The organism is Paludibaculum fermentans (assembly GCF_015277775.1).
In the GTDB taxonomy this organism is placed as follows: Bacteria; Acidobacteriota; Terriglobia; order Bryobacterales; family Bryobacteraceae; genus Paludibaculum; species Paludibaculum fermentans.
Map to the genome: position 1 here is coordinate 6,551,800 of NZ_CP063849.1, position 12,998 is coordinate 6,564,797.

At 63.5% G+C, this 12,998-nt stretch carries 12 protein-coding genes; 2 read left to right on the top strand and 10 right to left on the bottom strand.

What is annotated here, in order from left to right; all coding sequences use genetic code 11:
- Nucleotides 1-322: 322 nt before the first annotated feature.
- Complete coding sequence (locus IRI77_RS25855) at nucleotides 323-1,369, top strand: hypothetical protein (protein WP_194447885.1); 1,047 nt, start codon at nucleotides 323-325, stop codon at nucleotides 1,367-1,369.
- A 6-nt stretch (nucleotides 1,370-1,375) separates the two neighbouring features.
- Here the strand turns inward: IRI77_RS25855 and IRI77_RS25860 are convergent, their stop codons facing one another.
- The 4 genes from IRI77_RS25860 to glgA all read right to left on the bottom strand — a co-directional run bounded on the left by IRI77_RS25860 (nucleotide 1,376) and on the right by glgA (nucleotide 5,068).
- Entirely contained in the window at nucleotides 1,376-1,828 is a 453-nt protein-coding gene (locus tag IRI77_RS25860) for a DinB family protein (RefSeq protein WP_194447886.1), read from the bottom strand.
- Nucleotides 1,825-3,189, bottom strand: a complete 1,365-nt coding sequence (locus tag IRI77_RS25865) for a pyridoxal phosphate-dependent decarboxylase family protein (protein WP_194447887.1) — start codon at nucleotides 3,187-3,189, stop codon at nucleotides 1,825-1,827. Before IRI77_RS25865 ends, IRI77_RS25860 begins: the two co-directional genes overlap by 4 nt.
- A 69-nt stretch (nucleotides 3,190-3,258) precedes the next feature.
- Nucleotides 3,259-3,591: a thioredoxin gene (gene trxA, locus IRI77_RS25870; RefSeq protein ID WP_194447888.1), complete on the bottom strand. Its 333-nt coding sequence runs from the start codon at nucleotides 3,589-3,591 to the stop codon at nucleotides 3,259-3,261.
- 52 nt (nucleotides 3,592-3,643) lie between these two features.
- Complete coding sequence (gene glgA, locus IRI77_RS25875; protein WP_228486319.1) at nucleotides 3,644-5,068, bottom strand: glycogen synthase GlgA; 1,425 nt, start codon at nucleotides 5,066-5,068, stop codon at nucleotides 3,644-3,646.
- A gap of 53 nt (nucleotides 5,069-5,121) precedes the next feature.
- Here glgA and IRI77_RS25880 point away from each other — a divergent pair, with 53 nt between their 5' ends.
- A complete protein-coding gene (locus IRI77_RS25880) occupies nucleotides 5,122-5,469 on the top strand; it encodes a hypothetical protein (protein WP_194447889.1) in 348 nt (115 codons plus the stop codon).
- Between the two features lie 78 nt (nucleotides 5,470-5,547).
- On the opposite strand, the gene IRI77_RS25885 is transcribed toward IRI77_RS25880, so the two are convergent.
- The 6 genes from IRI77_RS25885 to IRI77_RS25910 form a co-directional block, all read right to left on the bottom strand.
- The gene (locus tag IRI77_RS25885; RefSeq protein ID WP_194447890.1) at nucleotides 5,548-6,804 is read right to left on the bottom strand and encodes a DEAD/DEAH box helicase; all 1,257 of its coding nucleotides are present in this window, start codon (nucleotides 6,802-6,804) and stop codon (nucleotides 5,548-5,550) included.
- Between the two features lie 300 nt (nucleotides 6,805-7,104).
- Nucleotides 7,105-8,322 carry a sensor histidine kinase gene (locus IRI77_RS25890; protein WP_194447891.1) on the bottom strand — a complete coding sequence of 406 codons (1,218 nt, stop codon included), beginning with the start codon at nucleotides 8,320-8,322 and terminating at the stop codon, nucleotides 7,105-7,107.
- Nucleotides 8,319-9,017: a response regulator transcription factor gene (locus IRI77_RS25895; protein ID WP_194447892.1), complete on the bottom strand. Its 699-nt coding sequence runs from the start codon at nucleotides 9,015-9,017 to the stop codon at nucleotides 8,319-8,321. Before IRI77_RS25895 ends, IRI77_RS25890 begins: the two co-directional genes overlap by 4 nt.
- Nucleotides 9,014-11,044, bottom strand: a complete 2,031-nt coding sequence (locus IRI77_RS25900; RefSeq protein WP_194447893.1) for a hypothetical protein — start codon at nucleotides 11,042-11,044, stop codon at nucleotides 9,014-9,016. The genes IRI77_RS25895 and IRI77_RS25900 overlap by 4 nt, the downstream gene beginning before the upstream one ends.
- Before the next feature lie 48 nt (nucleotides 11,045-11,092).
- Nucleotides 11,093-11,956, bottom strand: a complete 864-nt coding sequence (locus IRI77_RS25905; protein WP_194447894.1) for a YncE family protein — start codon at nucleotides 11,954-11,956, stop codon at nucleotides 11,093-11,095.
- Nucleotides 11,957-12,212: 256 nt separating this feature from the next.
- Entirely contained in the window at nucleotides 12,213-12,878 is a 666-nt protein-coding gene (locus IRI77_RS25910) for a hypothetical protein (RefSeq protein ID WP_194447895.1), read from the bottom strand.
- Nucleotides 12,879-12,998 lie beyond the last annotated feature (120 nt).

The window sequence follows — 12,998 nt, forward strand, 5'->3', positions numbered from 1 at the left end:
ATGGTACGGGCCATTGTAAAGAGCTTGTCAAAGCGAATTGGATCATGTACTCCTGCAAACCGGTGCGGGCATCCGTGGGGACGAGATATTCGAGCTGGTTGGGCGGCATGCGTATCCGCTGCGAGCGGCGGCCGGTGTGCCTGACCCGGGGTGATGCCTGTTTCCTCCTGGCGCGATCTCGGCATTTGTGACGGAGGCGACACACCTGGTAATGGACATCAACGGGTTCTTTGCTCCGTAATCGCAACGGCCAATAGGCTGGTATTGCCTTTCTTTTGAGCCTCGGTGAGTCCGCTTGTGGTGTGAATGCGCTGACTGAAGCATGGGCGACCGCAAGATGAACTTTGCCGAGTGCACGCAGTGCACGAAGAACAACCGGGAGGACGGGCTGCCACCGCCTTGCTTCCGGGCGGCGGAGGCGGCGGCCAGCCGCAACAGGCCTCAGATGGTCGCGGTGAAGCCGACCCGGCTCGGTTCACCGTGTCCGATGAGCGCGGACTGGGACGACCTGATTGCGGTCCTGATGTCGCGCAAAGCGTACGACGTGAATCAGGAAGGCAAGTCCAGGCTGTACACCATCAAGTCCGAACTCGACCGGTACCCGCGCGGCACCAACTTCACGAAGAGCGAAGCCAACCGGAAGACGATCGGCGCGGCCGTCGGCTACGTCGCGACAGCCGCGCGCGGAGGCGGAGAGCTGTGGTTGTCCTACAGCAAGGACTACCCGACTCTCGGGTTTGTACGGGGACTTCCGTCCGACTCCGTGTGGGCGCAGGTGCTGGAGAACTACTACCGCGATGTCGGCATCGATCCGGCCAGGACCTATGTGGGCGGAGCCGTCAAACTGGCCTTGACGCCCGGCATCTATCCCGAGGGTGTGGATGGCGTGGCCGGCGTGGTGATGAACCTGAAGACCATGAAGCGGTTCGCCGTCACGGCTACGGTGAAGAAGGTGGCCGGCGGCGGAGGTGTGTCCAGCGCCGTCCAGGTGGTAGTTGCGTCGAATGTGGCCGAACCCGCCAAGCTCAAGGGGATGAAGTTCAAAGGAGGGTTCGACATCAATGTGACTGTCGGTCTAAAAAACTGGGCCAAAGCGGCTGGAGCCGTGAAAGACGCCAAGAAACTCGGCGTGCTGGTAAAGATTGCCCAAGCCCTTCACAACAGCAAGGGCATCGTGAAGATAGACAGCATGGGCGATGTGATGGCGGCCGTGAAAGCGTTGATCGCCGGGAACGGCGGGCTGACCACCTACCGTTCAGGGCAGCCCGACTTTATCGTCGCCGATTTGCCGCTGCTGCCGAGTGTCGGATTCGAGCTGAGCCTCACTTTCCAGTCGGAAACCACAATCACCAGCGTGAAGCCCCTGTAGATTTCGTTACCGTTCGGTGGTGATGGTTTCGACGTGGTGTTGGAGATGCTGGATATAGTCGTCGATCCAGGCTTCCAGTCTCATCGGTGCGCCGCCGCCCAGGATCACCTGAGCCGATAGCCGCTCTTCTGGTATGCGGGCGATCAGCCGTCCCAGCATCCAGTTGCGCTCTTCCCAATGCCGCAGCAGGTGCGACCAGGGCATTTCCGCATAGCCATGCAGGTCGACCCAGGCGTTCTGGGCGTAGGTGGGGCCTTCGTAGCGCCCTTCGAGGGCTGCGATCGCGATGCGCTGATGGTTGTTCTGGGCGGAATCGAGCAGGTGGCCGAGTTCCTGCTTCTTCAGCCAGCCGCCGGGACAGGAAGGCTGGCTTGCTGTCTCCTCGGTGATCACGCGCAGCTGGCCGGCTGCTGTGGCGACGGCCTCGTGAAACCGCGCCGCTACCTCTCGAGTGGTCATGATCGCAGGGCTCCCCGGTCTATGGTTTGACGCGCCACACGCAGAATCGCTTCCAGCGAGCGCGCAACGTCCTCGCCGGTGGTCGCCCACGACGACACGCTGATGCGCATGGCGGTGTGGCCCTGCCATTGGGTGGATCCGCACCAGCAGGTCCCGTCTTCCTGGATGGCCGCGATGACCGCTTTCGTCTGCTCCGAGGTGCCAAAGGAGACCATCACCTGGTTCAGGACGACTTCGTTGAGGATTTCGAAGCCACTTTGCCCCAGGCCTTCGGCGAAGCGGGCAGCGTGCCGGCAGCAGCGCTCCACCAGGTCGGCTAAACCCTGCTTTCCGAGTGATTTGAGGGCGGCCCAGACGGGCACGCCGCGCGCGCGGCGGGACGATTCCGGCGTGTAGTGCATGGGCTGGCGCTGGCTGCCATGACTCAAATACGCGGCGGGCGCATCCAGGGCGTCGCGCAAGGGGGCCGCGTCCTTCAGCAGCGCGATGCCGCAGTCGTAGCCGGCGTTGAGCCACTTGTGCGCGTCGGTGGTCCAGGAGTCGGCCTGATCGTAGCCGGCCATGAGGTGAGCCCGGGCGGGGGCGGCGGCCGCCCAAAGGCCGAAAGCTCCATCGATGTGGACCCAGGAGTTGGAGGCCTTGGCTAGCGGGATGAGCTCAACGGCGGGGTCGAAGGCGCCGGTGTTGACGTTGCCAGCTTGCAGGCAGACGATGGCCGGTTGGTTCAAGGTGGGGAACGCGTCGGGGCGCATGCGGCCCTGCCCGTCGACGGGCACCTGGATCACGCGGTCCTTGCCGAGTCCGAGAAGGGAAAGCGCTTTGCGCATGGAGGCGTGTACCTCACCGCCGACCACGACCGGGATGGGCGGGGCTCCGAAGAGTCCTTGCGACGAGACGTTCCAGCCCTGGCGGGCGAGTAGGGTCTCCCGGGCGGCGGCGAGGCCTGTAAAGTTCGCCATGGTGGCGCCGGTGACCAGGGCGCCGCCGGTGGCGGGCAGGTGCAGGGCTTCGCCGATCCAGCGCAGGGCGATCTCCTCGAGGCGGGCGGCGATGGGCGACATGACGTCCATGGCGGCGTTCTGGCCCCAGACGGCAGCCAGCCAGTCGGCGCCGAGGGCGGCGGGCAGGACCCCGCCGGTGACGAAGCCGAAGTAGCGGCCGCCGGTGGCCGCCATGGTGGCGGGGCTGCCGATCTCGTCGAGCTCGGCGAGGATGCCGGCCGGGGCGGTTGGTGCCTCGGGGAACGGTTGTTCCAGCCGCTGCAAGGCCGCGATGGCGGCGTCATCGGGCCGTACCAGGCGGCCGTCGAGGGAGGCCTGGTAGCGCCTGGCGCGGCCGGCCAAATCGTCGAAGTCGATCATGAATTATCCCCTGAAATACAAAAAGGGCGGGCCATGAGGCCCGCCCTATGCTCCGCTTTGGGGAGCCGCTTATCCCAGATGCGGCTCCACCATCTTCACGAGTTCGGATTTGCCCACGGCGCCGACGCGTTGATCCACCACCTTGCCGCCCTTGAAGAGCAACAGGGCAGGAATGCCGCGAATCATGAAACGGGCTGCCGTGCCATTGTTGAAGTCCACGTTAACCTTGCCCACCTTCACCTTGCCGGCATACTCCTCGGCAAAGGCGTCGACGGTCGGCGCGATCATTTTACAGGGGCCGCACCACTCTGCCCAGAAGTCCACCAAGACGGGGACATCGGCGTTGAGCACGTCCTGATCGAAACTCGCGTCGCTAAATTCCACTGTGTTCTTGCCAGCCATGATCGAATTTCCTTCTCCAGTCGGATCAGATGAGAGCCGGGGCGTTTTAGATTCAACCTCGCCCCAACAAGCGTTGATACAAAGCAGAGTACTCGCGGGCAGAGGCGGTCCAGGAGTAGTCTTTCGCCATGCCTCGACGCATCCGGGCCGTCCAGGAATCGCGATTCTCAAAAGCTCCTAGTGCTGAACGCAGGGTGTCGTACAGCGCGCCCACGGAGTACCAACTGAACTTAAAACCGGTATCTTCCTGAATGGTATCATCCAGCCCGCCGGTGGCGCGGACCACGGGCACCGTGCCGTAGCGCAGGCTGTAGATCTGATTGAGTCCGCAGGGCTCGTAGAGGCTCGGCATCAGGAAGATGTCGGAGCCGGCCTCGATGCGGTGGGCCAGGGCGTTGTTGTAACCGGTATATAAACCAACGCGGTGCGGCAGCCAGCGGCGCCAGTCCTGGAAGATGCGCTCGAACCGGGGCTCGCCACTGCCCAGGATGACGAGCTGGACGTCGCGCTCCGCCACCAGATTGGCGATACCGGCAATCAGGTCGAAGCCTTTCTGCTCGGCGAAGCGGGACACGATGCCGATGAGCGGCCGGTCAAGATTGTCCGAGGGCAGGCCGAACTCCTCCAGCAGGGCTCGTTTGCAGATGCGTTTCCCGGAAAGATCCCCGCTGGAGTAGTTGGCGGGCAGGAACTTGTCGGTTTCGGGGTTCCACTCGTTATAGTCGACGCCGTTCAGGATGCCGGAGAGTGCCATGGAGCGGGAGCGGAGGACGCCATCGAGTCCGAAGCCGCCCTCCGGCTGCTGGATTTCGCGCGCGTAGGTCGGGCTGACGGTGGTCACCCAGTCTGAGGTCTGGATGCCTGCTTTCAACAGGTTAATGTCACCGAAGTGCTCAAGTTTGTCGGAGGTGAACCAGCCCCAGTTCAGTCCCAGGTCGGAAAATGCGGCTTTGCCGAAGATCCCCTGGTAGCCCATGTTGTGGATGGTCATCACGGTTTTGACGTTGGCAAACCGCGGATTCGAATGCTGCTGGTCGGCCAGGTAGACCGGGGTGAGGGCGGCCTGCCAGTCGTGGCAGTGCAGGATGTCGCACTCGAAGACGGTCTGGGCGATGCCGATGGCCGCCAGGGACAAGACCGCAAAGCGCTTGTGGTTGTCGGTGTAGTCGCGATTGTTGACGTTGTAGATGCCTTCGCGGTCAAAGAAGTAGGGCGCCTCCACGAAGAAGAAGCGCACGCCATTGTGGACCTGGGTCCGGATATCCACGCGGTAGGGCGTCGATCCGGCGAAGACCACCATGTTGTCGAAGGCGCTTTCCGTCTCGTGATAGGGGATCTGGCGGTAGCGCGGCATCACGACGGCTACTTCATCGCCGACCTCCTGCAGGGCGGCCGGCAGGGCTCCGGTGACGTCGGCGAGTCCTCCCGTCTTGGCGAAAGGGGTAGCTTCGGGGCTGACCATCAGGACGCGACTCATGCCAATCATCATGGCATGTCAACCGGCTGGCGTGAGTCTCCGTCTTAGGGGGCATGAGAATCTGGCGATTTATTTCCGTGATCTTGCCGTTGGCGGCGGTGCTGGCGGCGGCTCCACAGAAGGGCGGCGGACAGCAGGCGCAGCGGATGGCGCAGGAGTTGGGTCTCAATGACGACCAGAAGGCGAAGATCCAGCCGATTCTGGCGGAAGAGGCTGGCAAGTTGAAGTCGTTGCGCGCTGACACGACACAGTCAAAGCGGGACAGGCGGCAGAAGATGATGGCGCTGCGCGAGGATTACGATAAGCAGTTGAAGACGATCCTGACGGAAGACCAGTTCAGGAAACTGCAGGAGATGCGGGCAGAGCGGAAGCAGCAGGCGCGGAAGCGGGGGAAGAACTGAGGGTAGGGAAAACAGGAACGCCGGCAGGAGTCCCGTTGGGGAGCACTGCCGGCGTTCACGATCTGGACTTAAGCCCGGTTAGGCGCGGCGGCGGGCGGCAGGGCCGAAGCTTCTGCGGCCGCGAGGAGCCGAGCTCTCGGGGCGGGCCGTTTGATGATGATGGTGGGCGACGGGCAGCACCACGACGGGCGCCATCTTCATGTTCTGCTCGAATTCGATCTCGGGCCCGACGGGACGGCGCGTGAGCGTGATCTTGATCGTGCGCTCAATACGGCGGATGTCGGAGCGTTCGTTGCGCGTGCTGAAGGTGGAGGCGACGCCACGGGCACCGGCGCGGCCGGTACGGCCGACACGGTGGATGAAGTCTTCCGGCACCTGGGGCAGGTCGTAGTTGACGACGTGGGCGATGCCGTCGACGTGGATGCCGCGGGCGGCAACGTCGGTGGCGACCAGGACGCGGTAGTGACCCTGCTGGAAGCCCTTGAGAGCTTCATTGCGCTGATTCTGCGTGCGGTCGCCGTGGATACGGGCGGCCTTGACGCCGAGCGCGCTGAGCTTGCGGGCCAGACGGTCTGTACCGTGCTTGGTGCGGGCAAAAACGAGCACTGAGCCGGGTTCGGCCTTCAGCAGCGAGTGCAGCAGGCCGAGCTTGCGGTCCTGTTCCACTTCGTAGACATGGAGGTCCACCATTTCGGCCGGCTTGGTAGCGGAGCCGATGGCGATGCGAACGGGGTTCTTCAGGTGCTCGTTGATGAGGTGGGCCACCGACTGTTCGATGGTCGCGGAGAAGAACAGGGTCTGGCGCTCGGCCGGCATCGCAGCGAGGATCATTTTGAGAGCGGGCATGAAGCCCATGTCCAGCATGCGGTCGGCTTCGTCGAGCACGAGGTGCCGGACGGTGCCGAGACGGACGAGACGGCGATCGAGGAAATCACAGAGACGGCCGGGCGTGGCGATGATCACCTGTGCGCCGCGGCGAATATCATGCAGTTGACGCTGCTCGTTCAAGCCGCCCACAACGACGGCGGCGCGCAAGCCGCTACCTGCGGCGAGACGCTGGAACGTTTCCTGGATCTGGATGGCGAGCTCGCGTGTGGGGCTCAGGATGAGAGCGCCCACGCCGGACTTGATAGGTGTCCGGAGCAGAGACTCAAGCACAGGCAGAATAAAGGCAAGGGTCTTTCCAGTGCCGGTCTGCGCCGTGGCAACTACGTCGCGGCCCTCGAGGGCCGGCGGAATGGCTTCCGCCTGAACCGGAGTCGGTTCGACGAAGCAGTTTTTGACAAGGTTCTCCTTGAGGACAGGAGACAGAGAGAGTTCAGAAAAGTTGTTCATTCAGACTTTGTGGGAAGGCAATCGGCAGGTTCCGGCTAGCGGAAAAAAACAGGGGGGTGCAGATTAACTTCTACTCGAGGTTAAGTATAGCACGAAGCTAACGTATAATTCAGACGGCCAGAGCCGGGCACGGCGTGACAGGGGGTCCAGTCCGCACGGCGTCCTCCGGCCTGGCCAGTCGAAACGAGCCAAGATGGTGCCCACGATCGTTGGTGAGCGTTCTTTTATGTGGCCCGCATCTGTCTAGACGATAGCTTGGGGGCCACGGTTACGCGCGTTAAGTATTGTGAAATCAACTAATCAAAGTGGAAACCGGATGGTAACTTCCAAGCCGGGGTTCGCATTGCGCGCGACGATGTCGCCATGATGAAGCCGGACAGCCCTTTGGGCGATGGCCAGGCCCAGTCCGACGCCTCCGGAATCGCGGGAGCGATGCACTTCCACACGGAAAAATGGGCGGAACAGATCTTCGAGTGTCGCCTCAGGCACGCCGGGGCCGAAATCGCGGATACGCACCACGGCATGACCGTTCTCCATCGCGGCACTGAGCCTCGTCTTTTCCTCGGCCGGCGCATAGCGCTGAGCGTTTTGCAGGACGTTCTCCACCGCCCGCCGCAGCAGGGCCGGGCGGCCGTGGCAGGTCAGGCCGGGCTGGATATCCAGGTTGAGATCGTAGCTCGCGGCAATTTCGGTCAGGAGACCTGAGAGATCGAAGGGTTCGCGGGCGTGGGCCGCGGGATCGCCTTCAGCGCGCGTCATTTCCGTTAGTTCTCCAATGAGCGCGGACATGCGCGCGATCTCCTGCTTTGACTGTTCGGGGCGTCCGAGTTGGACGGCGAGCGAGAGCCGCGAGAGGGGCGTGCGTAACTCGTGCGACACATCCTGCAGCAGGCGCCGTTCCGCGGTCAGGAGTGTTTCGATGCGATCGGCCATGGCGTCGAAGTCGCGGGCGAGATCGCCCAGTTCATCGCGCCGCGTGGAGCGGGCACGCATGGTGAGATCGCCGCCGCCGAAGCGCCGGACCGTCTCGCGCAGGGCACGCAGAGGTTGGCCGAAGTGGCGAGCAAAGGCCCAGGCCATGAGCGCAACCAGCAGGGCGATCCAGAAGTAGTAAGGCAGGAACGACATGAGGTCGGGCCGCGGCATCAGCGCGGCCAGCATCGTATAGTGCTTGTCGCTGGTGCTGTGCGCGATCATGCTCATGCCGGGGCCGGAATTGGCGACCTCCGCGGAATGATCCCTACCGGTGAGCAGGTCGTGTCCCGTGGCATCCAGGAGGTAATGCGAACCGGGGAACAGGCTGTCGACGCGCTGCATGTAGCGCGCGAGCTCCGGCTTGCCGCCGCGTTCGTAGGCATCGACGGCGGACTCGAGTTGTAGCCGGTGGGTGGAGCGGAACATTCTCCCTGGTTCAAAAACACGCGGGGTGAAGTAGCGGTTCGTGATGAAGAAGGCGAGCAGCGAGAGTGCGAGCGTGGCGAGGAACCAGAGCGTCAATTTGGTGAAGATGGATCTCATTCGACTGTCTCCCCTGCCTTATCCAGAGCAAACAGATAGCCGGCTCCGCGAATGGTGCGAATCATGGCGCCGCTCTCGCCCAGCTTGCGGCGGATGTGGCTCAGGTGGACGTCGATCGAGCGGTCAAAGGGCGAGGCTTCCCGCTGATAAAGCCGCAGGGAGATCTCGTCCCGGGATACGGGCCGGCCGGCGGCGCGCATCAGTTGCTCGAGAATCTCGTACTCCGCGGCCGTGAGGTCGACTGGCTGATCATTACAGGTGACGGCGCGGGCTGAAGGGTTGAGCCGCACGCCCGCGATCTCGATATTCGGCGAACTTTCACGCACGGTGACACCGGTGACGCGGCGCAGGATGGCCTGGATGCGGGCCAGGAGCTCGTCCGGGTCGAACGGTTTGGGTAGATAGTCGTCCGCGCCGAGGCGGAGCCCGGCGATGCGGTCGGCCGGTTCCCCCCGCGCGGTGAGCATGACGACCGGGGTATCACTGAAGCGGCGCAACTCGGCGAGCACGGCGAAGCCGTCCATGCCGGGCATCATGACGTCGAGCAGGATGAGGTCGTAGCGGCGGATGCCGGCCGCACGCAGGCACGCCGGGCCATCGTGAGCCATCTCCACGGCCAGGCCATTGCTGGTGAGAAAGTCACTGATCAGCGAGCAGAGGTCCCGGTCGTCGTCGACCAAGAGCAATTGGGTCATCGAACATCCTTCCAGCCGGGCAGGGACACCGTCGTCCTATAGTTGGACTCGTTGAAGTCGGGATTGCGTTTCGGCGCATAGAGGCGGGTACCGCTAAAGGGGCGGTCCTGGGTATAGATCCAGATGCCAGACTGGTCCCAGAGCATGATTTCGTCGCGGGCGTCGCCTGTGAGGTCGGCCACCATGGAGGCGAGGTCCGGATGGCCGTCGTCTGGGAACATCACGGCGCGGCGGAGCTGGCCGTCGATGAGACCGCCTTCGCGAACGTTGCCGGAGAGCAGCGCCAATTCCTGACCGTCTCCGCGCCAGTTCACGGGCAGAAGCGGGCTGCCGGAGTGAATAGGCTCCTCCTGCGCCAAGATGTTGCCCTGGGCGTCAAACAAGGTGATGATGCCCGGGTTTCGCCAGTAGTTGATGGTCATCAACTGTAGGCCGGGTACGTCCTGCCGGTATTTGGCGACGCTGGGGCTTTGCGCGTGGCCGATGAGCAGGTGCTTGACGATGCGCCCCTCGCGATCGAACAGGATGAAGCCTTCGTCGCTGCCGCACGCATAGACCATGGGTTGCGCCTTGGGATCTCCCGAGAAGTTGCCGATGGCGATGCCGTCGGCGTGGTCTTTGAGCTCGCTGTCTCGCGACCACAGCTTGCGGCCGTCGTGGGACCAGAGGCTGTAGCCGAGCATGAACTCTTCCTTGCCATCGCCGTCGGCATCGAAGGCATAAGGATAGTGGCCGGTCTGTCCGTCGCCGCTCCACAACAGCTTCAGCTCGTTGTCGTAGATCCAGAAGTGCGCATAGCGGTCCTTGACGAGGATCTCACGCGGCTCCTTGTGCCCGGACAGGTTGAGGAACGCGATGGAGTCGCCGGAGTTCAGCTCATACGGCCGCTCTTTCATGTCGTCGCCCATGCGCGGCATCCAGACGGAGCGTTTCTGCTGGCCGGTGCGGCCGTCGAGGATCTGGAGTTGGAAGTCGCGGACAAGGACGACTTCGCTGCGTCCGTCGCCGTCGACATCGTGGATCTGGAACGGCGTGTCGTTGGTGAGCAGGCCGTTGCGTGGATCCGGGCGGCCCTGCTGCCAGAGCACCTTGCCTTCGAGCGTGATGGCGGTGAGGCAGGAGAGATGGTCGAAGGCGTCGCCGCGAACGCGCGGGATGTTCTGGCCGATCAGGATATCGGTTTTGCCGTCTCCATCGAGGTCGCCGAGACGGATGTTGCGGCCGGCTCCGAAGGCTGGGGTCGAGATCTTCTTCCAGAGAACCGGCTTGGGGTTGGAGGCTTGGAGGGTGGCGAGTTCCTGGTTGCGCTTGTCGATCTGGGCGCGGATAGCCTGGATCTGGGCGTCGGCCGCGGTAACGGCGAAGTCAGTGAACCGGGCCGGACGGTTGGCGGTAATGCCGGCCTTGCCGGAGAGGATCTCCGTGTCATCGGCTTCGAGCACCAGTTGGCCGTCGATGTATGCACGCATGCGCGGACCCTGGTTCTCGACCTTCAGCGTGTAGTAGCGGCGGACCTCGTAGCTGAACTTGAACGTACCCAGGTCCCGCCAGGCGGCGGTGCGGAGCTTCTCGTCGAGGGGCAGGCGCAAGCGCAGGACGGCCTTGTCGCCATCGCGGAGCCCGAAGACATAGTAATGACGGTTGGTGTGATAGCGGAAGACAATGCCGGCCACGTCACCGAAGGAGAGCGGCTTTACGCGAGCCTCTACCGTGTAGTTCTTCCATTCGGGTTCACCGGTGACGAGCATGGCGTTGAACCATGCGGGGCGATCGGTGAGACCCTGCTGCTCGACGTAGGACTTACCGTTCTCGTCGCTGGCGATCCAGGCGTCCTGATGGACGATGGGGTTGAACCACGGCTCCAGGGGCACCCCGCGGTGCGGCAGGTAGTGATACTCCTGGATGGCGGCGTTCAACTGTCCGACGGGTTGGGAGAGCCAACCGGGCGGAAAGCGCGAGAAGTCGTCGCGAATCAGATCGCCGGCCAGCAGGGGCAGGCAGAGCGCGAGCAGGGCAGGAGTGCGCATGCGCGCCCATTTTACAGGGCCGGGCCTGCGAGTTGTAGAGGCGGCCGGTTATTCGCCGCCGCTCACGGCCAGGCCGACGGGCACGAAGTAGACCTTTTGCGCGTTGGTGTCCAGAACCTGGGCGGGCTGCTCTCCGGCGATGCCGTTGCGCAGCAGGAAGAGCGAGTTGGAGCCCATGCGGTCGAGACCGCTGGGCACGAAGTCCAGGTCGAGGGCGCCTTTCAGCGAGTTGGAGCCAAGGTCGTAGGCCAGGATCTGGCGGGATTCGGCATTCGCCACATACAGCAGCTTGCCGTCCTGGGAGAGGGCGACGCCCACGGGGTCGGCTACGCCGCTGCCGGCGGAAGCCACATTGGCCAGATTCGGATTCTGAGCCCAGTTCGTCACGCGGGTGACGGTACTCAGTCCGCGGTCAGCCACATAGAGAGCATTTCCAGCGAGCAACAAGGCGCCTGCCTGGGTGAGCGGCATGAGCATCCGGGGCTCCGCGCCAGCGGTCAGGAGATAGAGGGTGCCGGACGACTGTCCCTGTGTGGCAGCGAAGGCGAAGCCGGCATTCTTATCCACGGCCAGGGACACGATGCGTTCCGTGATGCCGGACACGCTGACAGAACCGGCGAGCTTGGGTTCGGAGGCCAGCCCGGACCAGAGGTCGAGCTGCGTCGCGTCGGCGTTCAGGAGTCCGACGGATTCGGCGCCATCGCTCCAGACCACGCGCGAGGGAACGGCGGCCTGCTTGGCGAACTCGCGCCACACGGGCGCGCCGCCATCTAGCCGTCGCACGAGGTACAGGGACTGGTCCTTGGCCACGAGGGCGTTGCGGCCGTCGGGTGCGGTGGACGCGAAATCGAACGAGCGGACGAGCGGGCTGCCGGCGTAGGCCGAGCCGGGCATACCAATGATGGGGCGCACCGAGCGGGATTGTTCATCGATCAACAGGCCGGAAACCGGACCGCTGAGGGCAGATTCTTGAGCTGCGGCGGATCCTGCAGCCAGAGCCAAACAGAGAACAGCGCGTGTGGCTTTATTCAACATAAATCGGCCTCCAGAATGTCCCAGTGATCTAACTCTTATAGCAGATTCGCCTTGAGGCAGAAAGGTTGCGCGAACCTTTGGGATCGGAGGACAGGCCTCTCGAAGATGATTGGCTTCGTTTCGGCGAGGGGCTTCAGCCGACGAACTGGGCCAGTGGTTTGCCGGAATCGGCGTGCTGGACAAACCGGTTGGAGAGGCCTTGGCTGTACTCGATGGCGATGGGGATGCCACCCTCAAACCTCAGTTTGGCGAGGATCTGCTCGTGCAGGGGACCGGAGAAGCGCTCGTCCACGAGTGGTTGGAGGCGGGTGACATCGGCGAGGGGCGCATTTTCGGCGAAGGACTGGATGGCGGGGGCGCGTTGGAGGAGAAGCGCGGAGCGTTCGGTCTGGAGTTTGCGGAGTTCGTTCAGAGCGCGGTAGAGGGAGCGCTCGAGGTCGCGACGATAGCGGGCGTAGCGATCCAGGTTGGCGGCCTCGGGGCCCGGCTCGGCCAATGGGTTCGTTTCGGCGAGGATGAGGGACTCGAAGGTTTCGATGCGGCGGAGGTTCCAGGAGTGGGAGAGGATGCGGTGGAAGAGTTCTTCCTCGAGGCAGCCGGTGGGGCGGGTTTGGAGGCGCAATTCGGCTGCGAGGGTGTCGAACTCGATTCGTTCGTATTCGCCGATCTTCAGGGCGAGCGAGGTGAGGCCGTGTTTGCGGGCGTTCTGGGCGGATTGGGCTTTGCCTTCAGCGGAGGCGGGTCCGGTGGAAAGGCGAGCGTTTGCCTGATTGGCAGTGACCTGAGCGGCGGAAGCCATGATGGAAGTCTCCTTAGAAATAGAAAAAGCCGGCGTGGTGGCCGGCTGCGATTCCACGATAGCTGGTGAGGTCAAGGGCGATTCGCCTTTTGTTCTGTGAGGGCTGTTGAAAATAAAGGA